The organism is Ruegeria sp. BC2, assembly GCF_056539245.1.
Window position 1 is genome coordinate 214,317 of record NZ_JBQFUQ010000002.1, and the last position, 20,816, is coordinate 235,132.

Sequence of the window (20,816 nt, forward strand, 5' to 3'; positions counted from 1 at the left end):
TCTGGATCGGCTGGGTTTTTCAGCGAACATCCATGGTCATGATACGAAAAAAACGCGCGACCGGATCAAAAATCTCGGGCAGGCGTGATCCGACTTGGGTGCGGCAGCGTAATACAGTTATGTTTACCGAGATGGACACCGTTGTTCCGGACGATGTCGCGACCGCCCCGGCGGCGCGGCCGGCTGGGCACGGCACGAAACGAACCAAGGGATCGTCGGTGAACGGTACGAAGAACAATGGCGCGGCAAAGTGCGAGTGGGTGTCCCACGTCAAACGCATCCGGCAGTCGCAGGATCAGGCGGCATTTGCCGAGCTGTTCCAGCACTTTGCCCCTCGGGTCAAAGCGTTCCTGATCCGGTCGGGTTCGGACGCGACGTTGGCCGAGGAGTGCGCGCAGGAAGTCATGGCCACGTTGTGGCACAAGGCGCATCTGTTTGATCCGTCACGGGCCACCGTGGCGACATGGGTCTTTACGATCGCGCGGAACAAACGCATCGACGCCATTCGCAAACAGCGGCGTCCTGAACCGGAAGAACTGACATGGGGCCCCGAGGCGGAACCCGAACAGGAAGACGTAATCGCGCTGCAACAGGAAACGGCGCAACTGAAGACGGCCCTGCTGCAATTGCCCGAGGCACAGCGGGAACTGATAGAGAAGGCATACTTTGGTGACCTGAGCCATCGCGAGATCGCCTCGCAGACCGGGCTTCCGTTGGGCACCATCAAATCGAGAATACGGCTGGCGCTGGACCGCTTGCGCCACGCGATGAACTGAGATGATAGAGATGAGCAACGAGATCAAACATCACCTGACGGACGACCTGCTGATGACCTACGCCTCGGGCACACTGCCCGAAGCGTTCGACCTGATGGTCGCGACCCACCTGTCCCTGTGCGACCATTGTCGCGCCCGCGCCGAGAGTTATGACGCGGTGGGCGGACACATGCTTGAGGACCAGGTCGAAGCCGCGCCTTTGTCCGCGGATGCCCTGTCGTCGACAATGGCTCTGATCGCGCAGGGTGCGCCGACCCCCAAGCCCGCGCGCGCGAAATGCGACGTGCTGCCGGCACCGTTGCAAGATTACGTTGGCGGCGATGTGAACAGCATCCGCTGGAAGCCGATTGGCATGGGCGTCAAGCAGGCCATTCTGCCAACCTCGCGCGACGCTACGGCGCGCCTGTTATTCATCCCGGCCGGTGCGGCGGTACCGGACCACGGCCACAAGGGCATGGAACTGACCATGGTTCTGCAAGGCGCGTTTTCCGACGAGGTGGATCATTTCGCCCGCGGCGATGTCGAGATCGCAGACGAGGACCTGGAACACACGCCCGTGGCCGACATGTCCGAGGATTGCATCTGCCTGGCGGTGACCGACGCTCCGCTGAAGTTCAACAGCCTGATCCCACGTTTGGTGCAGCCCTTCCTGCGAATCTGAACGGTCCCTCGGTTGTGCTAGGCTTGGAGCCGGGAATCACCGGGAGGATATGCAGAATGTTGAAACAAGCTCTGGCAGCCCTGTTCATTGCCGTTGTGGCCTTGCCCGCCTTGGCCCAAAGGACAGCCGAGGTGAGATTCCAGCCCGGAAACTTCGGGACGATGGTCAACGGCACCATTACGGGTGATGAATATTTCGACTACGTGCTGGGTGCAAAAGGCGGGCAGGAATTGTTTGCCGAGCTTCAGGTCAGCGATACCAACGGCAGCGGCGTAGTCTATTTCAACATCCTGCCGCCGGGCAGCGACGGGGTTGCGATCTACAATGGCTCAGTCAACGGCAACACAGCCCGCATCACCCTGCCCGAGGACGGAGACTATACCATCCGCGTCTACTTGATGGGCAACGACCGCGATACCGGCAAGACCGTCGGCTACAATCTGGACCTGTCGATCCAGTAGGCCTCAGCCCTCGGACTTGCCCAGCGGCACCACGTTGGCGCGGTCTTCGGGGGCCAGTTCCTCGAAATCGAAATTGTCCAGCCGCTGCGCGCGCCTGCCGGCCTTTTCGGCGCTGATCTTGATTTCCGAGATATCCTTGGCCGCCTGCCCGAAATGCCGGTCGAGATTGGCCACCCGGTCGCCCAGACGCTCCACATCCTTGTGCAGCATTCCCAGTTCCTTGCGGATCGCGCCCGCCTGTTCGCGCATCCGCGCATCCTTGAGGATCGCCCGCATCGTATTCAACGTGGCCATGCAGGTGGTCGGCGAGACGATCCAGACCCGTTTCGAGAAGCTCTCCTGCACCAGTTCGGGGAACTTGGCGTGCAGCTCGGCATAGACCGCCTCGGAGGGCAGGAACATCAGCGCCCCGTCGGCGGTTTCACCGTCCAGGATGTATTTCGTCGAGATGTCGGTGATGTGTTTGCGCACCGTGCTGCGGAACATCTGCACCGCCGCCTTCAACTCCATGTCATTGCCCGCGCCCACCAGCGCCTCATAGGCCTCCAGCGGGAACTTGCTGTCGATCACGATGGGCCCCGGCGGGTTGGGCAGGCGGATCAGGCAGTCGGCGCGTCTGCCGTTCGACAGGGTCGCCTGCAGCACATAGCTGTCCGAGGGCAGCGCCTTGGACACGATGTCGTTCAACTGGATCTCGCCGAAGGCGCCGCGGGTCTGCTTGTTCGACAGGATGTCCTGCAGCGACAGCACGTCGCCCGAAAGCTTGGTGATGTTGTCCTGCGCCTTGTCGATGGCGGCCAGCCGTTCCTGCAACTGGGTCAGCGAGGTCGCGGTCTGTTTCGAAGACCCATGCAGGGTTTCCTTCATCCGCTCCTGCATCTCGGCCAGCGCGCGGGCGGATTTCATGGCGTTGTCGGCCAGCCGGTCGTTCATGTGCTGCTGCACCGCCGACAGCCGCGCCTCGACCGTCTGGATCACCTGCACCTGCGCATTGGCCTGCGTGTCCGAGACATGCTGCAACCCGCCGCGCAATTGCTCCTGCCCCTGCCCCAACTGCTGCACATGCTGGCCCAGATAGGCCAGCTGCTGCGCCAGCGGCTCGGCCATCCGGGCCGAGCGGTTGGCCGCGCGCAGGGCCAGAAACAGCAGGACGAGGATCAACAGAACCACGCCCGCCCCGATCAGGGCGGCCATCACCATGGGGTCTTCCAGCGAATATCGGGTGCCTGCAATCTCGATCATCTCAACCTGTGCGTTCTTGTTTTGTTTCTTCTTTTCTACCGCCGATCGGCGGCCGGATCAACTGCGGCCGAACAACCGTTCGATATCGCTCAGCTTCAGCTCAACGTAAGTCGGCCGCCCGTGGTTGCACTGGCCGGAATGGGGCGTGGCCTCCATCTCGCGCAGCAGGGCGTTCATCTCTTCGGCGCGCATCCGGCGGCCCGAGCGGACCGAGCCATGGCAGGCCACCCGGCTGAGGATCGCCTCGATCCGCGCCTGCACCGTCTGGCTTTCGCCCTGATCGGCCAGCTCGTCCAGAATGTCGAGGATCATCGCCCGCGCGCTGACCTCGCCCAGAATGGCTGGGGTCTCGCGCACCGCCACCGCGCCCCCGCCGAAGGGCTCGATGGTCAGGCCCAGGCGCGACAGGTCGTCGGCCACCGCGAGCAGGCGGGCGCAGTCGCCCTCGGACAGTTCGACGATCTCGGGGATCAGCAGCGCCTGCGCGGCCACGCCGTTCTCGGCCATCTGTGTCTTGAGTTTCTCATAGACCAGCCGTTCATGCGCGGCGTGCTGGTCCACGATCACCATGCCGTCGGCGGTCTGGGCGATGATGTAGTTTTCATGCACCTGCCCGCGCGCGGCCCCCAGGGGTAGGTGCTCGGGCGGGGTCTGGTCGGGCTGCTCGGCTTCGGCCACGGGCTCGACCACGCTGCCGCTGTAGGCATTGGCCAGATCGGCAAAGCCGGGCGCCTGCGCCTGATAGGCCATGGCCCGCGCCGCGGGCGAGGGCCGGTCCATCTGATAGACCCGCGCGGGTACCGCGGGGGCCGGCTCGGGCCGCATCGCACCCAGCGTTGCGTTGGCCACGGTGGTCGAGGCGCGGTGCCCCGCCTCGGCCAGCGCGTGACGCAGGCTCGAGACGATCAGCCCGCGCGCCACGCCGGGATCGCGAAACCGCACCTCGGATTTCGCGGGGTGCACGTTCACGTCCACCAAGGTGGGCTCGCAGTCGATGAACAGCGCCGCCGCCGGGTGCCGGTCGCGGCTGAGGAAATCGAAATAGGCCGCCCGCAGCGCCCCGGTCAGCATCTTGTCGCGCACCGGCCGGCCGTTGACGAACAGGAACTGCGCCACCGCCGCGCCGCGCGAATAGGTGGGCAGAGCGGCATATCCGTACAGCCTGATCCCCTCGCGGGTGGCGTCGATCTGCAAGGCATTCTCGGCAAACTCGCGCCCCAGGATGCGGGCCAGGCGGGCGTGCAGCGCGTCGAACAGGTCTCCGTTCTCGCGGTCGGCGCGGAACACCACGCGCCCCTCGCCCCCGCCCGAGACATCGCGCAGGGTGAAGGTGATGGAGGGTTCCGCCATGGCCAGCCGCTTGACCGTGTCCGAGATCGCCTGCGCCTCGGCCCGGTCGGTGCGCATGAATTTCAGCCGCGCGGGCGTGGCATAGAACAGGTCGCGCAGCTCGACTACGGTGCCGGCGCGCAGGGCGGCGGGCTTCACCGGTTCCATCTTGCCGCCGGCCACGCGGATCTGGGCCGCCTCGGTCCCCGTCGCGCGGCTGGTGATGGTCAGGCGCCCCACCGCGCCCAGCGAGGGCAGCGCCTCGCCCCGGAACCCGAAGGTGTGAATGTTGAGCAGGTCCGACCCGTCGATCTTGGAGGTCGCGTGGCGCGACAGGGCCAGCGGCAGATCCTCGGGCGCGATACCGCATCCATCGTCGGTGACGCGAATCAAGGTCTTGCCGCCATCGGCGATGTCGATGGCGATCCGGGTCGCGCCGGCGTCGATCGCGTTCTCCACCAGTTCCTTGACGGCGGAAGCGGGGCGTTCGACCACTTCACCGGCGGCGATGCGGTTGATCGCGGCCTCGTCGAGTTGCCGGATTACCGGGCGATTTTCGCTGATATTGGGGTTTGCCTGCGCCATACCGCTAGACCTAGCACAATCGCACGCGATTCTGCCACCGGTTTACGCTGCTTTGGTATAGGGGGTCGGATCGCCCGGCCAATCGAGATGCACAACCCGAATTGGTTGCCATAAGTTTCACGATTGCCCGGACGATCCGTGGTGAGTGGTGGTCATTAACGATGTAATGGCGCGGTGTCTAACACGGTGCGTTGGACAAATCTGCTTAAGGTTCGCTTGCCCCGATTGGTGGGCAAAGTTTGGCCGATCACCGACCGGACCGGGTGGCGGGAACACGCCGGATCAGCCCGGACCCGGCGCTGCTGCGCGCATCCGGCAGGGGCCAAACACGGCCGTGAATGCCAGAATCAGGCCGGACATGGTGGCAATCATCCCGGCCGCACTGACGGCGTCCGACCCGCCCAACCACAGCGGGCCATATCCAGCCAGGATATAGCCGGACACGGCGGATAGGATGGCGAAGACAACACTCCAGGCAATCTGGGTCTCAAGCCGGTCGGTCATCATCCGGGCGGCGGCCGGCGGGCAGATGAACATTGCGATCACGATGATCGAGCCGACGGCATCAAACGCGGCCACGGCTGCAATCGCCGCCGCAATCACCAGCGCCATTCCCAGCGCCCCGGTTCGAATTCCGATCGTCCGGGCAAAGCCTTCGTCGAAGGTCGAGATCTTGAGCGGCCGCCAGAACAGCCAGACGAACAGGCTGACACCCACCAATGTCAGGGCGATCCGAGCAAGCTCGGGCGGCAGACCGGCCAGCGCGACCGGATCCAGCAGCGAGGACCAGCCAGTCGCGTCAAGCCAGATCAGGCTTTCCAGGCTGCCATAGAGTGCGTGTTCGACATCCAGATGAACGCTCGAGGTGTCGGTCTGCTCCAACAGCAGCACCCCTCCGGCGAACATGGTGGTGAACACGACGCCCATTGCGGCGCCCGGTTCGATCTGGCCCAGCCTCCGGATGGTCTCGATCAGCACGACGGCGACAACCGCCGCGCCCGCGGCGCCCAGCATCATCGGCCAGGTCGAGATCGCGCCGGTGACAAGAAAGGCCACGACGATCCCGGGCAGAACCACATGGCTGATGGCGTCGCCGATCAGTGCCTGTTTTCGGAGCACAAGGAAGTTTCCTGGCAAGGCGCAGGCGATGGCCGCGAAAGTCCCGATCAGCAGCGGCGTCAAGGACAGGGGAACAAACTCTTCACCGCTCATGGGCGAACCTCCCGTGGTCCGCCAATGCGGCGGTCGATGTCGTCGATCTGGTCCCGGGTCAGAACCGTTTCGATGTCGCGCAATCCGTCATACAGGGCGGCGGCTGCCTCGTGCGCATTGTCGGCGCGTACGATTTCCCAGCGTTTCTCGTCGCGCAGCGCCTTGGCCGCCTGCGCTCTGCCGGCATCTGTAGCCACCCCGTCGGGCCAGGCAAGTCCGGCCTGACGCAGCAGGCGCAATGTGTAGGGCTCATAGATGTTCTGGCCTTGTGCAAGCGCCAGCAACCCCTGTCGGATGTGAACCCGCCGCTGGAACCGTAGATGCCGCACGATCGCGGCCAATACGCCGCGCACCGGAGCCAGAAACAGCGATAGGACAAAAAAGCCAAAGCTGAACAGGACGATGATCGGTCCGGTCGGCAAGTTGGGCGCCGAGGCGGACACCGCCGCACCCAGATAGCCCGACAACCCACCAATGACCCCCGACAACACCACCACATGGTCGGACCGGTCCGACCAGAACCGCGCCGTGACCGCGGGTATGATCAGCAAAGCCACGATCAGGATCAATCCGACGATCTTCAGCCCGACAACCGTGACCGCCATGACAAGCCCCATCATCGCTAGGTCGATGCGATGCACGGGCAGCCCCAAGGCGGCCGCATATTCGGAATCGAACGCCACCATCATCATGGGGCGGCGGATGATCATGACGAGCAGCAGCGTTGCAGCGCCGCCGATCGCGATGATCAGAGCGTCAGACCACAGCATCCCGGCCGTCGAGCCCAGCAAGAACCCCTCAAGCCCGGCCTGTCGGCCCACTCCCATGGTCTGGATGATTGTCAGCAGAACGATACCAAAGCCGAAGAAGACCGACAGGACCGCCCCGATCGCTGCGTCCTCGGCCAGACGGGTGCGGCGGATCAGCCAGTTCATGCACAAAAGGCCCACGGCGGCCGAAATCGCGGAGCCGGACAGCAGTCCGATCAGGTTTCGCCCGGTTCCGCCCAGCGCCACCAAAACCATAAAGGCGATGCAGACGCCCGGAAGGGTCGCGTGGCTGATGGCGTCACTGACCAGCGCCCGCTTGCGCAGAAACAGAAAGGTGCCTGTCACGCCAGCCGAAAACCCAAGCAGCGTGGCCCCGATGGCAACCAAGGTGGCGTTGTACCCCAATTGCAGGGTCAGAGCGTCCCACAGCATGTGTCAGCCCGCAGTGCCCGAGATCTGGTTGATCTGGGCGGTGGCAAGCCGCCCCCCGTAGGCGGCCTGAAGAGTTTCGGCGGTAAAGGCCTGCTCGACCGGGCCCTCGGCGACCTTGCGGGTATTGATCAGGAACACGTGGTCGAAATAATCCGTGACCGTGGCAAGGTCATGGTGGACCACGACCACCGTCTTGCCGGCTTCCTTTAGGGATTTGAGGACCGAGATGATGGCTTTTTCGGTGGCGGCATCGACCCCGGCAAACGGTTCATCCAGCAGGTACAGATCGGCATCCTGAGCAAGTGCGCGCGCCAGGAACACCCGTTGCTGCTGACCACCCGAAAGCTGGCCGATCTGGCGGTCCGCAAACTCATGCATCCCGACCCGATGCAGGCACTCCATCGCGTGGGCCATGTGTCGCATCCGGACCCGGCCCAGCAAGCCCAGTTCCCGTGACAGGCCCATCAGGACCACGTCGATGACCCGCGTCGGGAAGTCCCAATCGACACTGGCGCGCTGCGGCACATAGGCGATACGGGCCCGCTGCCGGTCCAACGCCTTGCCGAACACCAGCACCTGGCCCGACAGCGGCTTGACGATACCCAGCGCCGCCTTGAGCAACGTCGATTTGCCAGCGCCGTTCGGTCCGATGATGGCCGTCATGGCCCCGGGTTGCACCGTCATGTCTACCGAGAAAATGGCCGGTTTCTGACCGTAGGATACCGTCATCCCCCGGATCACGAGCGGGCTGTCCTGCACCGTCAGGTCCCCGTTTGATGACGATTTGCCAGCCGCAAGCTCCAACATGGTCAGAGCCCCGCCGACAGCTTGCCGGACATGCCGCGTTCGGGCACATCCGCACCCAGGCCCCGTGCAATGACCGTGATGTTGTGATCCAGCATCCCGATATAGGTGCCCTCATAGGTGCCCGGCTCGCCCATGGCGTCCGAATACAACTCACCCCCGACCGAGACGGTATGACCCTTCGCCGCCGCACCCTCGATCAACGCCCGCATCGACCGATCCGAGACCGAGCTTTCAACGAAGACGGCGGTCAGGTTGCGCGCGACCAAAGTGTTGACCAATTCTCCGATCCGGTTCAGCCCCGCCTCGGACTGGGTCGAGATACCCTGTATCCCCAACACTTCGAACCCGAATTCCTCGCCGAAATAGGCAAAGGCGTCATGGGCGGTGACCAGCACCCGGTTGTCTTCGGGCACCTGGACCAGAACCTTTTTCCCATAGGCGTCCAACTGGTCAATTTCAGCCAGAAAACGCTGTGCGTTGGCGGCGAAATAAGCGGCGGAGTCTGGCCGCACGTCGGTCAGCGCCTTTTGCACCTCGACGACGACGTCTTTCCACAGAACCGGGCTCATCCACACATGCGGATCGTATTTGTCGGCATAGTCGGCATGCGCACGCAGTTTCGACTTGTCGATGGCATCCGCCACGGCAACGACTTTGCGTTTGCGCCCGAGGTCGTGGAAGAAGTCTTCCATCTGCGCCTCAAGATACAAGCCGTGCCACAAGACCAGGTCGGCCCTTGTCGCAGCAACGATATCGCTGCGGGTCTGGCGATAGCCGTGCGGGTCGACTCCGGGACCCATCAGCCCTTTGACTTCGACCTGATCACCGCCGACCTGCTGCACGGCGTCCGCAATCATTCCGGTCGTCGCCACGACCTTCAGCGGCGCCTCGGCCCACGCCGCCAAGGGCAGCGCGGCACCAAGAGCAAGGGCAAAAATAAAACTGCGGCGAATCATATGTGACCTCGTTCCGAGTACCAGTTGAGAATGAATATGCGAACCATTCGCAACTAAGTCAACCGTGTTGCGAATTACTCGCAAGAAAAAGCCGGATTTGTCCATTTGGTCAAAAAAGTGTCCAAAGGCGTCCAGTTTGCCTTTCCTTTGGCCGTTTCCCGTGCGATTTTGGCGCAAACCTCCCAAAGGACGTGACAATGGATACGCAGAGCTCAGAAAGCCCCGTGCGCACCGCGCATCTGCCGCAAGTGACCGAGCCCCGAAACCCCGGCATGGATCTGGACCTCGACTGGGTGCGCGCCGTGCAGGCCAACACCTCGGCCATTGAACGCCGGGCCGCGACCCTGCCCGGGCGCCGGTCGGTCAAGAAAGAGCATCAGGCCGCCTGGCTGCTGAAGGCGATCACCATGATCGACCTGACCACCCTGTCCGGCGATGACACCGAGGGCCGCGTGCGCCGCCTGTGCGCCAAGGCCCGGCAGCCGGTGTCCCCTGCCCTGCTGAGGGCGCTGGACATGCCGCCGATCACCACCGGCGCGGTCTGTGTCTATCACGACATGATCGAAACGGCGGTGGATGCGCTGACTGGCACCGGCATTCCGGTCGCGGCCGTGTCCACAGGCTTTCCGGCGGGCCTGTCGCCCTTTCACCTGCGCGTGGCCGAGATCGAGGAAAGCGTAAAGGCCGGGGCCGAGGAGATCGACATCGTGATCTCGCGCCGCCATGTGCTGAAGGGCGACTGGCAGGCGCTCTATGACGAGATGAAGGCGTTTCGCGCCGCCTGCGGCGATGCGCATGTAAAGGCCATCCTCGCCACCGGCGAGCTGGGCAGCCTGCGCAACGTGGCGCGCGCCTCGCTGGTCTGCATGATGGCGGGGGCGGATTTCATCAAGACCTCGACCGGCAAGGAAAGCGTCAACGCCACCCTGCCCGTGTCGCTGGTGATGATCCGGGCGATCCGTGACTATTTCGACCGCAGCGGCTATCGCGTGGGCTACAAGCCCGCGGGCGGGATTTCCAAGGCCAAGGATGCGCTGGTCTACCTGTCGCTGATCAAGGATGAGCTGGGCGACCGCTGGCTGCAACCCGACCTGTTCCGGTTCGGCGCGTCGTCGTTGCTGGGCGATATCGAGCGGCAGTTGGAACATTTCGTCACCGGGGCATACTCGGCCGGATACCGGCACCCGATGGGCTGAGGACAGGAACAATGACAGTCAAAGAGATTTTCGAGACCATGGAATACGGACCCGCCCCGGAAAGTGCCGCCGAAGCCCTGGCATGGCTGGTCGATCAGGGCGACAAGTTCGGCCATTTCATCGACGGCGCCTTCACCAAACCCGGCAAGGGTTTTGAAAGCCGCAACCCGGCCACGGGCGAGGTTCTGGCCAAGCTGACCCAGGCCACCCAAGCCGATGTGGACGCCGCCGTGGCCGCCGCCCGCAAGGCGCAACCCAAATGGGAAAAGCTGGGCGGCCCGACCCGCGCCCGATACCTATATGCAATCGCGCGGCTGATCCAGAAACACGCCCGCCTGTTCGCGGTGATGGAGACGCTCGACAACGGCAAGCCGATCCGGGAATCGCGCGACATCGACATTCCTCTGGTGCAGCGGCATTTCTACTATCACGCGGGTATGGCCCAGCTGATGGAAACCGAGCTGCCCGACGCACAGGCGTTGGGGGTCTGCGGCCAGATCATCCCGTGGAACTTCCCGCTGCTGATGCTGGCGTGGAAGGTGGCCCCGGCGCTGGCCATGGGCAACACGGTGGTGTTGAAGCCTGCCGAATACACTTCGCTGACGGCGCTGCTGTTTGCCGATATCTGCATGCAGGCCGGTCTGCCCAAGGGCGTGGTCAACATCGTCACCGGCGACGGCGCGGTGGGCGAGATGATCGTGAAGGCAGACGTGGACAAGATCGCCTTTACCGGCTCGACGATCGTGGGGCGCCGCATCCGCGAGGCCACAGCCGGGTCGGGCAAGGCCCTCACGCTCGAGCTGGGCGGCAAGTCGCCCTACATCGTCTTTGACGATGCCGACATCGACAGTGCCATCGAAGGTCTGGTCGATGCGATCTGGTTCAACCAGGGCCAGGTCTGCTGCGCGGGCTCGCGCCTGCTGGTGCAGGAGGGCATCGCCGAGCGGTTCTATGCCAAGCTGCGCGCCCGCATGGACACGCTGCGCATCGGCAACCCGCTGGACAAATGCATCGACGTGGGCGCCGTGGTGGACCCGGTGCAGCTGCAGACCATCAAGTCGATGGTCGAGGGCAACGCGGTAGGCCAGGTTTACCAACCCGCCTGTGAGTTGCCCGCGAACGGCTGCTACTACCCGCCAACGCTGATCACCGGACTCGAGACCTCGGACCCGCTGATGCAGGAGGAGATATTCGGTCCGGTTCTGGTCTCATCAACCTTCCGCACCCCGGCCGAGGCGGTCGAGCTGGCCAACAACACCCGTTACGGGCTGGCGGCCACGGTCTGGACCGAGAACGTCAACCTTGCGCTGGACATCGCACCCAAGCTGGTCGCGGGCGTGGTCTGGGTCAATGCCACCAACCTGTTCGACGCGGCCGCGGGCTTTGGCGGCGTGCGCGAAAGCGGCTTTGGCCGGGAAGGTGGCTGGGAAGGGCTGAGCGCCTATACCAAGCCCAAGGGCAAGACCAAGCCGCTGGCCAAGATCGAACCCGTCGCGGGCGAAGGCGGTCCGGTCGATCCGGTCGACCGTACCGCCAAACTGTACATCGGCGGCAAGCAGGCCCGGCCCGATGGCGGCTATTCCCGCGCGGTCTGGGGCAAGGCGGGGCTGCTGGGCCATGTGGGTCTGGCCAACCGCAAGGACGTGCGCAACGCGGTCGAGGCCGCGGCAGGTGCGGCGAACTGGTCGAAAACCACCGGCCATCTGCGAGCGCAGATCCTGTATTACATCGGCGAGAACCTCTCGGCCCGCACCGACGAGTTCGCGCATCGCATCGACGCGATGACCGGCCGCAAGGACGGCGCGAAAGAGGTCGACGCCGCGATCCAGCGCCTGTTTACCGCCGCCGCCTGGGCCGACAAGTATGACGGCCAGGTTCATGGCGTTCCGATCCGGGGCGTGGCGATTGCAATGAAGGAACCGGTGGGCGTGATTGGTGCGCTTTGCGCTGACGAAGCGCCACTGCTGGGTCTGGTCTCGGCCATGGCCCCGGCGATCGCGATGGGCAACCGGGTGGTTCTAGTGGCGTCCGAGCCCTATCCGCTGGCGGCCACCGATTTCTATCAGGTGCTGGACACCTCGGACGTGCCCGCAGGCGTGGTCAATATCCTGACGGGCAGCCACGAGGAACTGGCCAAACCGCTGGCCTCGCATCTGAACGTGGATGCGGTCTGGTCCTTCTCGTCATCGGACCTGTCAGCGCAGATCGAGGTCGTCTCGGCCGGGAACCTGAAACGGACCTGGGTCAATAACGCGACGGCATTCGATTGGGGCATGGACCACACCCGCCGCTTCCTGCAGGCTGCGACTGAGATCAAGAACATCTGGGTGCCCTACGGCGAGTAGGGCCCCTTCCAAAGCGGGAGGCTCTACATGGACTTTGCAGGAAAGACGGTCATCGTCATCGGCGGAACCAGCGGTATCAATCGGGGCATCGCCGAGGCCTTCGCGGCCTCGGGCGCCAAACTGGCCGTGGCCAGCCGCTCGCAGGAGAAGGTGGACGACACCATCGCCGCGCTGAAGACGGCCGGCGCGGCCGAGGCCATCGGCGCGGCCTTCGACGTTCGTGATGCCGAGGCGGTCGCGGCGGGGCTGGAACAGTTCCACGCGGCGCTCGGTGATTTCGACGTGCTGGTTTCGGGGGCGGCGGGCAACTTCCCGGCGCTGATGGCGGAGATGTCGGTCAACGCCTTCCGCACCGTGGTCGAGATCGACCTGATGGGCACCGTGCATGTGCTGAAAGGCGCCTATCCCTATCTGAAACGGCCCGGCGGCAACATCATCAACATTTCGGCCCCGCAATCCTATCTGCCCTACGAGGGCCAGGCCCATGTCTGCGCGGCCAAGGCGGGGGTCGATCAGATCACCCGCACCCTGTCGATGGAATGGGGCGTGGAAGGCATCCGGGTGAACTCGGTGGTGCCGGGTTTCATCGAAGGCACCGAGGGCGCCAAGCGTCTGGCCCCCACCCCCGACGCGGGCGAGCAGCTGCGCCGAGACGTGCCGCTGGGCCGCTGGGGCACGCCCCAGGACGTGGCCAACGCCTGTCTGTTCCTGGCCTCGGACATGGCCAGCTATGTCAGCGGTACGGTTCTGGCCGTGGACGGGGCGCTGTATCAGCGCGGCTCGGGTCAGTTCGGCCAGATGATGGGGCAGATGCTGCGCAGCATGAAAAAGGGGTGATCCGCGTCCGACAGGCTCGGCCGACCTTGCCGAACACAGGCAGGGCCGTGGCCGCTTGGCAAACCGCCTCTACTGCAACTGCAGGATATCCGGGATGCAGAGCTTTCTTTGTGCCGGCATCTGGTCTGCACCATCCGACCGCTTCAGCCTTTTCGGGCCGTCCTTGACTTTGACCTTGGGCTCAGCGAGCGCGCCCCTCAGGGTCACTGGCCACGGGCTGCGCGCAAGTGGCTCGCCAATCTTTCTTGGCTGGATGTTCAGGTCCAACACCTTGTCCGTCAGGTCGACAGCGCCAAAGACAACGACCTGAACATGATCTGTTTCCAGCGTCGTCTGTTTCGTCTCGATTCTTCCGTTGGAAATGCTGATCGGAGCGCGCAGGCACACGATTGGCGCCACTTTCTGTTTTTCCTTGGTAAATACCCAGGGAAGAATACCCAGCCCGGCCAGATCCAGAAGCTGGGTTTCGATCGAACCGTCACGCATGGAAACCGTAGCATTGCCACTCATGCTGCCAACGAATTGCTTGACGGTGTCCGTGCCCCCCGTAACCGAGAAATCTGCGTACACCGTACCGCTGGCGCCCTTCTTGAAGTTCAGGTTTTGCAGAAGGTCATCCAACTGCCATCCGCCCGCCTTTCCGGTCAGGGTCAGCAGATGCGCCTCATTCGAAAGATCCATTTGCCCGCTTACGTCGAAATGACCACCTCCGTATTCAAACTTCAGAGGTCCGGCCCGTAGCTCGTTTTCGTCCAGAGTCAGTTCGCTCTGCAGGCTGCTGATGCCCTTTGCACCCTCAATGTGACGCAGGTCTATGTCGACATCTACATTCACACCCGACAGCAAAATGGCCCGCCCGATGGGTTTGAGGGTCACATCCCTCAACGGACCTGTGTCACCGTCGCCTTGCTCGGCATCTTCCTGCTCCGGCGGTGAACCACCTATCTTGCGCAGTTGGGCGGCCGCCTGAACGATGGTCCGGATTTGATCGATTTTTATCAGATCGCTCTCGATCGACCCCTGCAGCACGGGATCGCTTGTTGCGTCATCAAGATCCGCCGCGATTTTCAAGACCGACTCGGAAACCTCGACATTGGCATTGGCATTCCAATCGGTGCCTTCACTTACCAGGTCGATTTCAAGATGGGCCCGCCCGGTGTCCACCGGCTCCAGCGACAAGGCCTTCAGAAGGTCCGCGCCAGACGGAACATCCACGTCGATTGCCAGATCCAGATTCTCGAACTTGAGGACATTTTCTACGGACCCGTGCACCTCCAGGTTCCAGACCTCGGTTTCGCTTGTCTGACCATCCAGATTGGTCAAAGCAAGCTGTTCGATGTTTCCGTCCAAATGAAAGTTTCCCGAAAACCTGCCCAGCTGGTCATCGGGGCCCAACAGTTCGGGCGAGATCAGACTGCTTGCCGGAATATCAATCAAACCTTCGGCGGATACGCCCTGCAACTGCAACGCATCCTCGACCGAACCGGTCAGAATTATAAACGGATCGGCGGGGTTTCCGATCCTCAAATTGATGTTGCCCACGCTCAGGGCGCCTTCGGGCGTTCTCGCAAGCTCAGAGAATTTGATCGGCGGCGGGCCCTCACCAGAGGTGTCCAAGGTGAAACCGTTCGTCTTGATGACCATCTGCCGTTGCGGGACCTGTCCCGGGACACTGTCGATGACCATATCCACAGCGATAAGCTTGAGGTCATACCGCGAGGCAGCCGGAGCCGGCTCGGCATCCTCTGGATACAGGCGAATGCGGGTCGTCAAAGAAACATCTTCCGGATTGCCCAATTCTCCGATTTGTCCGGTGACGGAAAGGCTTTGGCCACCATCCAGCTCGGCCAGAACAGACAGGTCATCAACCCGTGCGACGCCGTCTGCCAGCTTGAATGTTGCACCAACATTGCCCGAACCCTCCAACACGCGGTTGAGTTTCAAGACATCGAGCAGTTGACCCAATTGATCGACCTCAAAGGTCGTCTTGACCTGAAGGCCGGTCTCCACAGGAATCTGTTGGGCTTCAACCGAAATCTGATCAAAGTTCAATGCCACTTGGAACGGGTCCTGAGGCGGGAACGTGCCCTTCAAGTCAAAACTCTGACCGTTGAGCGACCCCGTTCCGACCGCCGAGGCAACATCGGTTTCGGCATCGCGCTGCAAAACCAGTTCTGGAAGCTGCAAGTCCAGCCCAATGCCGTTCAGGTCGTTCTGATAAAGTACCGTGACATCCTTCAGGTCGATCGTGCGATCCGTCAGGATACCGGCCAAAGGCTGGGTCGGACGTTCCGAAGCCGTGTCGGTTTCGGCCCCGGTGCGCGAAAAGGACTGCCAGTTGGTCACGCCTTCTTCGTCTGTGATCAGGTTCAGATGAACCCCAGACACTGAAAGATTGCTCACCGACAGCTTGCTGTTCCACAGGTCCCGTGCAGATACGTCGAACTCGATCTGATCGATCGCTGCCAGATCCGCCTCGGCCTTGGGCGTTGCAGGAAGGACCAGTCCCGCTGCTGATACCTGCAACTGACGGCCAAGGCCCAAACGCACCTCATCCTCAATCAAGACCGGCTGACCCAGCTTCTTTGAGATCAGGTTCTCAACGAAACTGGTCCGCACCGACGAAAACAAAGCGGACGACAGAAACAGCCACGCCGCGGCAAAAACCACAAGCGCGACCGCGCAACAGATCAAGACACCTTTGACAATTATTCGCACGTTATCCCTCAGTGTCCCGATTCAGCATGTGATTACCCTAGAGCATTTATCCATCATGTTAATGGAATACATGTTTCGCGCGCCTTCCGAGGCCACGAGATCGCCTTTGCCCCGGCCAACTCACCCTTTGGATTCACACAATCATCCAATTACTGCTATACGTGAATTCTTTTGCGAATGAGGGCATGATGAATTCACTGACCAGAATAACGCGTGGGATAGGTGTCGCTTTCAAGGACGGCAGAGTGAAAGGCATACTCGCCTTCACCGTCGGAATGATCCTTTGGGCGTCCGTGTTCTACCATTTTGTCGAGGGGTGGAGCTGGTTGGACTCCGTCTATTTTTCCGTAGTGACGATCTCGACCGTGGGTTTTGGCGACTTTTCTCCCGAAACCGCTGCGGGCAAGATCTTTACGATGGCGTACATAATCGTCGGTCTGGGTATCTTCGTCACCGCCGCGACGACCGTGGCCGACACGATCCTGTCCCAGGAGGATGAGACCCCGAAAAAATAGGCTCTGGCAAGGTGAGCCACTGCGTGCTTTGCGCCCCACGATCCGCTTGTAAATTTGGGGCTGAGTCAACCATCGCACTGCCGGGCATCCCCTAATAGCTCAAAAAATATACATATTTACTTTTTTGAGTGTAACATACGGAAAAACATACCAGGGGGATGGAATGGAAAAGACTCAGGACGCAAAGATTGTCGACCTTGCGATAAGGTTGCTGTTTCTCGGGCTGTTTCTCTACAGCGCCTTGGTCATGGTCGCCCCGCTTGCAAGCGTGGTCATCTGGGCCACAATTCTTTGCGTTGCGCTTTATCCGGCCTTCGATTGGCTTCAGTCCAAGCTGGGGGGACGGAAGAAGCTGGCAACGACGATCCTGGTTTTGCTGGGTCTGGTTCTCACATTGGGGCCGGTCGCAACGGCGGTATCTGGGGCTGCGGAACTGGGGTCCGAGTTTGCCGAGCAAGCTGACAAGGGCGAGTTGAAGATACCTCCGGCGCCGGAAGGCCTGAAGGATCTGCCTCTGGTCGGTGCCAAGCTTGCCGATGCCTGGGGCATGTTCGAACGGAACCTGGATGGTGCGCTTGCAAAATACGGCGCGCAAATCCTCGAGATCACCAAATCGCTCTTTGGCAAAGTTCTGGGGATCGGAATCGGGCTTCTCGGCCTTGCGCTGTCGGTGGTGATCATGGGCGCCCTGTTCAGCCCCGGACCGGATCTGGTGCAGGGCCTTCAGCGCTTTGCCAACCGCGTCTTTGCGCCACGCGGCGGCGAATTCGTCACTCTGGCAGGGGCCACGATCCGGAACGTCACCAAGGGAGTAATCGGGGTTGCCGCCATTCAGGCCGTCGTTGTCTGGGTCCTGTTGGCGCTGTTCGGGATATCCTCGGCCGCGACGCTGGCGTTCATCTGCCTGATCCTCTCGATCATCCAGATCGGCCCCGGCCTCGTTCTTCTGCCGTTGGTCATCTATGCATGGAGTTCCATGTCCGGCGGAGCGGCGCTGATCTTCACCGTTCTGGCCATTCCCGTCAGCATAATGGACAGCTTCTTGCGGCCGGTTTTCATCTCAAAAGGCCTGGAGACACCGATGCTCGTGATTCTCATCGGGGTTCTGGGCGGGATGATGGCCTATGGCCTGATCGGCATCTTCATGGGGCCGGTCTTGTTCGCCGTCTTCTACGAGTTGTTCAAGGTCTGGATCGACGCCTCACCAGCGACCGATGACACCGCCGAGGGAGCCGCAAAATGAGGAAGACGATCTGGACGACACTGGCCGTCATTCTCATCTTCCTCATCTGGTATCTGGTTGCCGACCGCAAGACGCCGTTCACCGGGAACGCACGGGTAAAGGCCGTGGCGACCCAAATCGTTCCGCAGGTCACGGGAACCGTGATCGAGGTATTGGTAGAAAACGGGCAGGTCGTCTCGGCCGGCGATCTGCTGGTTCGGATCGACCCGAGACCCTACGAGATTGATCGCGACAGAGCCCAGGCCGACCTTGAGGCGGCCACTCAGGAGGTCGGCGCATCCTCGGCCGAGGTAAGTGCGGCGCAAGCCAAGTTGGCCCGCGCGCAGAGCGATCTGGATACGATGCGCATTCAGACGGAGCGGGTCTTCGCGCTCGAGAAGAAAGGGCTGATTGCCATCTCGAAAGCTGACGATGCCCGAGGCCAGCTGGCCGAGTCCGAGGCGAACTATGAAAACGCCAAAGCAGATCTGGAGAAGGCCAAGCAAAGGCTTGGGGACGAAGGGAATGAGAATCCCAAAATCCAACGTGCCTTGGCGGCTTTGGCCGAAGCCGAGCTCAATCTGGAATGGACCGAACTGCGCGCGCCGGCTACGGGCGTCATATCCAACTTGTTAATTGCACCCGGCACATACGCCCGGTCCGGCCAGGATCTGCTGACGTTTCTTGATGCGACGGACGTGTGGATCGAGGCGTATTTCACCGAGAACAATCTGGGGCGCGCCACCGTCGGGTCTCCGGTGGATGTCGTGCTGGATATGCACCCCGGTCAGATCATACCGGGCAAAATCGAAAGCTTCAGCGCGGCGGTCTCGCTGAGTGGCGGCGACACACCCGGACAATTGGCAAGCCCGCCGAGCACCAAAGGCTTTCTGCGCGAACCTGAACGGTTTCCCGTGCGCATCATACTGCCGGGCTACGAGGCCGGAAGCGCGGAAGACGACCTCAGGTTTCAGTTGAACGGTCAGGCGGATGTCATCATGTACCTCAGCGACAACGGGATACTGAACGCGGTCGGCCGGACATACATTCGTTTGGTTTCGATCTTTTCTTATGCGTACTGAGGACAGAAACGCCGTTTACAGACTTGCACTGGGTGTGACCGCCGTCTTTTCCCTGGGGCTTTTCCTTGGGTGGCCATTGGCGGTTGTTGGCGCGGTGTTCACCGCGCTCTTCCTTCAGGCACCTACCGCATTACCGCTGGCCGCGTTTGCGAAACTGTTCATCTTCTCGATTGCGTTGATGTTCGTTTCTTTCCTGCTTTCATCGGTTTTCGCGCCCTATCCGGTCGTGTTTCTAATACTGGTGGCGATCGGGATAATCCTGTCCTTCATATGGTCCGTGTCTGGTGCCGGTGTCCTGCCGGGCGTCATCGCCCTGATGGGGGCGCTGATGATCCCTAGCCTCGTTCTGCAATCTCCGGATCTGGCGCTGGTGCTTGTATTCTGGATCCCGCTGAATCTGTTGTTTGCCGGTTTCGTATCGACGCTGATGTTCACGCTGATTCCAGCCGCCCCCCAGAACGCCACGCAGGCCAAAGCCGCATCCGCCGCTGATTTTGACAAGCATCGGCGCATCGTCAGAATGTCGCTTGTCACGGTTCCTTTCGCCCTGGCATTTTTTGTGTCTGGGGCGTCTGCCCTGCTGGTTCTGTTCTTTGTGGCTCTTCTCAGCCAGCAGCTCGCTGCGATGCCTGCCGCCGGCAAAGCCGTGGCCAAGGCGATGCTGACGGCAAACCTGCTCGGCGCAGCAGCGTCCATCATCTGCTACGAAGTCAACGTCATCGCGCCGGTCATTCTCACGCCGATCCTGCTGTGCTTTTTCGCCTGTGTGACGCTGGGCGCGCTCGGCAAATCCCAGATCCCGCTGGCCGCCGCCGCCGGATCGGCCCTGACGACGGTCCTGATTGTCTACGGCGGGTCGATTTCACCGTTTTCGGACGAGGCCGACGTCAAAAGCATCACTCGCGTTCTGCAAGTCGCAAGCGCGGCCCTGTTCGTCATCATAGCCTACGTGGTCGTGGATGAGTTCTGGCCGGAAAAGAAACGCGAAAACCCGGTGAATGCATGACGCAGCCGCCAACTTTGGCGCCCGAGGCAAATTGGACTGACATTAAAGCTGCAGGGGCGGCCCCAGAAACTCGATCTGCCATTTTTCGGAGAATGCATTCAGCACGTCCCGGTCGGGAACTCCGTCTGCCATGATGTCTCCCAGCCCGTTGAAAAAGGCGACCGTGTCGAAGGATGGCAGTATCATGACCAGTTGCCGCGCTGGCCCGTCGGAAAGGTTGCGAAACGCATGCGCGGCGCCCCCGGGGATCGTTACGACGTCGCCTGTTTCTGCAACAAAACGCTTTCCATCGCACTCATAGAGATACCGCCCGTCCAAAACGCGAAAGATCTCAGTTTGCGGGTGACGGTGCAGGGGCGGGCCAAAGCCCGGTTCGTTGATTGTCTCTATGACCGAGATATTCTCGTCGGTGGTGTCGTGCGGTATCCGGACAAACAACTGCAGTCCGATCGCCGGGACGTGGATGGGAGGGTCGGTCAACTTCGAATGCCAGAACTGATAGGGCATCGATGACCCCTCCTTCCTTACCCTCGACAATGGTTCCGCTTCATGATGACATCTGTCCATCAAGTGAAACAAGCCCGCCGACGGGCCCGCATGACCGTGAGCACCGTACCGGTTTTACGGAACAGGTGGCGGATACGCGGACGATCCAGAGGTTGCG

General features: G+C 62.0%; 18 protein-coding genes. 10 read left to right on the top strand and 8 right to left on the bottom strand.

Translation table 11 applies throughout. From position 1 onward, the window contains the following. The first annotated feature begins 119 nt into the window (after positions 1 to 119). Genes ACR0CU_RS11375 through ACR0CU_RS11385 form a run of 3 tightly spaced genes read left to right on the top strand, consistent with a single transcriptional unit; the run spans position 120 to position 1,898 of the window. Complete coding sequence (locus tag ACR0CU_RS11375) at positions 120 to 776, top strand: sigma-70 family RNA polymerase sigma factor (protein ID WP_217356827.1); 657 nt, start codon at positions 120 to 122, stop codon at positions 774 to 776. Between the two features lie 10 nt (positions 777 to 786). After that, positions 787 to 1,437, top strand: a complete 651-nt coding sequence (locus ACR0CU_RS11380) for a ChrR family anti-sigma-E factor (RefSeq protein ID WP_170447567.1) — start codon at positions 787 to 789, stop codon at positions 1,435 to 1,437. Between the two features lie 56 nt (positions 1,438 to 1,493). Then, the gene (locus ACR0CU_RS11385) at positions 1,494 to 1,898 is read left to right on the top strand and encodes a hypothetical protein (protein WP_170447565.1); all 405 of its coding nucleotides are present in this window, start codon (positions 1,494 to 1,496) and stop codon (positions 1,896 to 1,898) included. A gap of 3 nt (positions 1,899 to 1,901) precedes the next feature. Here the strand turns inward: ACR0CU_RS11385 and ACR0CU_RS11390 are convergent, their stop codons facing one another. The 6 genes from ACR0CU_RS11390 to ACR0CU_RS11415 form a co-directional block, all read right to left on the bottom strand. Continuing rightward, positions 1,902 to 3,140 (bottom strand): DNA recombination protein RmuC, encoded by a 1,239-nt coding sequence (locus tag ACR0CU_RS11390; RefSeq protein ID WP_170391230.1) that lies wholly within the window; start codon positions 3,138 to 3,140, stop codon positions 1,902 to 1,904. Between the two features lie 57 nt (positions 3,141 to 3,197). Then, positions 3,198 to 5,054: a DNA mismatch repair endonuclease MutL gene (mutL, locus tag ACR0CU_RS11395; protein ID WP_170447563.1), complete on the bottom strand. Its 1,857-nt coding sequence runs from the start codon at positions 5,052 to 5,054 to the stop codon at positions 3,198 to 3,200. Between the two features lie 282 nt (positions 5,055 to 5,336). Beyond that, positions 5,337 to 6,266, bottom strand: a complete 930-nt coding sequence (locus tag ACR0CU_RS11400) for a metal ABC transporter permease (RefSeq protein ID WP_170447561.1) — start codon at positions 6,264 to 6,266, stop codon at positions 5,337 to 5,339. Then, the gene (locus ACR0CU_RS11405) at positions 6,263 to 7,468 is read right to left on the bottom strand and encodes a metal ABC transporter permease (protein ID WP_170447549.1); all 1,206 of its coding nucleotides are present in this window, start codon (positions 7,466 to 7,468) and stop codon (positions 6,263 to 6,265) included. Before ACR0CU_RS11405 ends, ACR0CU_RS11400 begins: the two co-directional genes overlap by 4 nt. A gap of 3 nt (positions 7,469 to 7,471) precedes the next feature. Beyond that, positions 7,472 to 8,275, bottom strand: a complete 804-nt coding sequence (locus ACR0CU_RS11410) for a metal ABC transporter ATP-binding protein (RefSeq protein WP_170433862.1) — start codon at positions 8,273 to 8,275, stop codon at positions 7,472 to 7,474. Between the two features lie 2 nt (positions 8,276 to 8,277). After that, complete coding sequence (locus ACR0CU_RS11415; RefSeq protein ID WP_170447547.1) at positions 8,278 to 9,231, bottom strand: metal ABC transporter solute-binding protein, Zn/Mn family; 954 nt, start codon at positions 9,229 to 9,231, stop codon at positions 8,278 to 8,280. A 197-nt stretch (positions 9,232 to 9,428) separates the two neighbouring features. Between ACR0CU_RS11415 and deoC the strand changes: the two genes are divergently transcribed. Genes deoC through ACR0CU_RS11430 form a run of 3 tightly spaced genes read left to right on the top strand, consistent with a single transcriptional unit; the run spans position 9,429 to position 13,609 of the window. Continuing rightward, positions 9,429 to 10,427 carry a deoxyribose-phosphate aldolase gene (deoC, locus tag ACR0CU_RS11420; protein WP_170447545.1) on the top strand — a complete coding sequence of 333 codons (999 nt, stop codon included), beginning with the start codon at positions 9,429 to 9,431 and terminating at the stop codon, positions 10,425 to 10,427. 11 nt (positions 10,428 to 10,438) lie between these two features. Beyond that, positions 10,439 to 12,772 carry an aldehyde dehydrogenase family protein gene (locus ACR0CU_RS11425; RefSeq protein ID WP_170447543.1) on the top strand — a complete coding sequence of 778 codons (2,334 nt, stop codon included), beginning with the start codon at positions 10,439 to 10,441 and terminating at the stop codon, positions 12,770 to 12,772. 27 nt (positions 12,773 to 12,799) lie between these two features. After that, complete coding sequence (locus tag ACR0CU_RS11430) at positions 12,800 to 13,609, top strand: SDR family oxidoreductase (RefSeq protein WP_170370221.1); 810 nt, start codon at positions 12,800 to 12,802, stop codon at positions 13,607 to 13,609. Positions 13,610 to 13,678: 69 nt separating this feature from the next. On the opposite strand, the gene ACR0CU_RS11435 is transcribed toward ACR0CU_RS11430, so the two are convergent. Further along, positions 13,679 to 16,327, bottom strand: coding sequence for an AsmA family protein (locus ACR0CU_RS11435; protein WP_170447541.1), 2,649 nt, complete (start codon positions 16,325 to 16,327; stop codon positions 13,679 to 13,681). A gap of 245 nt (positions 16,328 to 16,572) precedes the next feature. Here ACR0CU_RS11435 and ACR0CU_RS11440 point away from each other — a divergent pair, with 245 nt between their 5' ends. The 4 genes from ACR0CU_RS11440 to ACR0CU_RS11455 all read left to right on the top strand — a co-directional run bounded on the left by ACR0CU_RS11440 (position 16,573) and on the right by ACR0CU_RS11455 (position 20,152). Continuing rightward, positions 16,573 to 16,842 (top strand): potassium channel family protein, encoded by a 270-nt coding sequence (locus ACR0CU_RS11440; protein WP_315901678.1) that lies wholly within the window; start codon positions 16,573 to 16,575, stop codon positions 16,840 to 16,842. 163 nt (positions 16,843 to 17,005) lie between these two features. Further along, entirely contained in the window at positions 17,006 to 18,085 is a 1,080-nt protein-coding gene (locus ACR0CU_RS11445; RefSeq protein ID WP_170369119.1) for an AI-2E family transporter, read from the top strand. After that, positions 18,082 to 19,146, top strand: coding sequence for an HlyD family secretion protein (locus tag ACR0CU_RS11450; protein ID WP_170447539.1), 1,065 nt, complete (start codon positions 18,082 to 18,084; stop codon positions 19,144 to 19,146). The genes ACR0CU_RS11445 and ACR0CU_RS11450 overlap by 4 nt, the downstream gene beginning before the upstream one ends. After that, on the top strand, positions 19,136 to 20,152 hold the full coding sequence (locus ACR0CU_RS11455) for a DUF2955 domain-containing protein (RefSeq protein WP_254437587.1): 1,017 nt from the start codon (positions 19,136 to 19,138) through the stop codon (positions 20,150 to 20,152). The genes ACR0CU_RS11450 and ACR0CU_RS11455 overlap by 11 nt, the downstream gene beginning before the upstream one ends. A 42-nt stretch (positions 20,153 to 20,194) precedes the next feature. On the opposite strand, the gene ACR0CU_RS11460 is transcribed toward ACR0CU_RS11455, so the two are convergent. Further along, on the bottom strand, positions 20,195 to 20,659 hold the full coding sequence (locus tag ACR0CU_RS11460; protein WP_170447535.1) for a cupin domain-containing protein: 465 nt from the start codon (positions 20,657 to 20,659) through the stop codon (positions 20,195 to 20,197). Positions 20,660 to 20,816 lie beyond the last annotated feature (157 nt).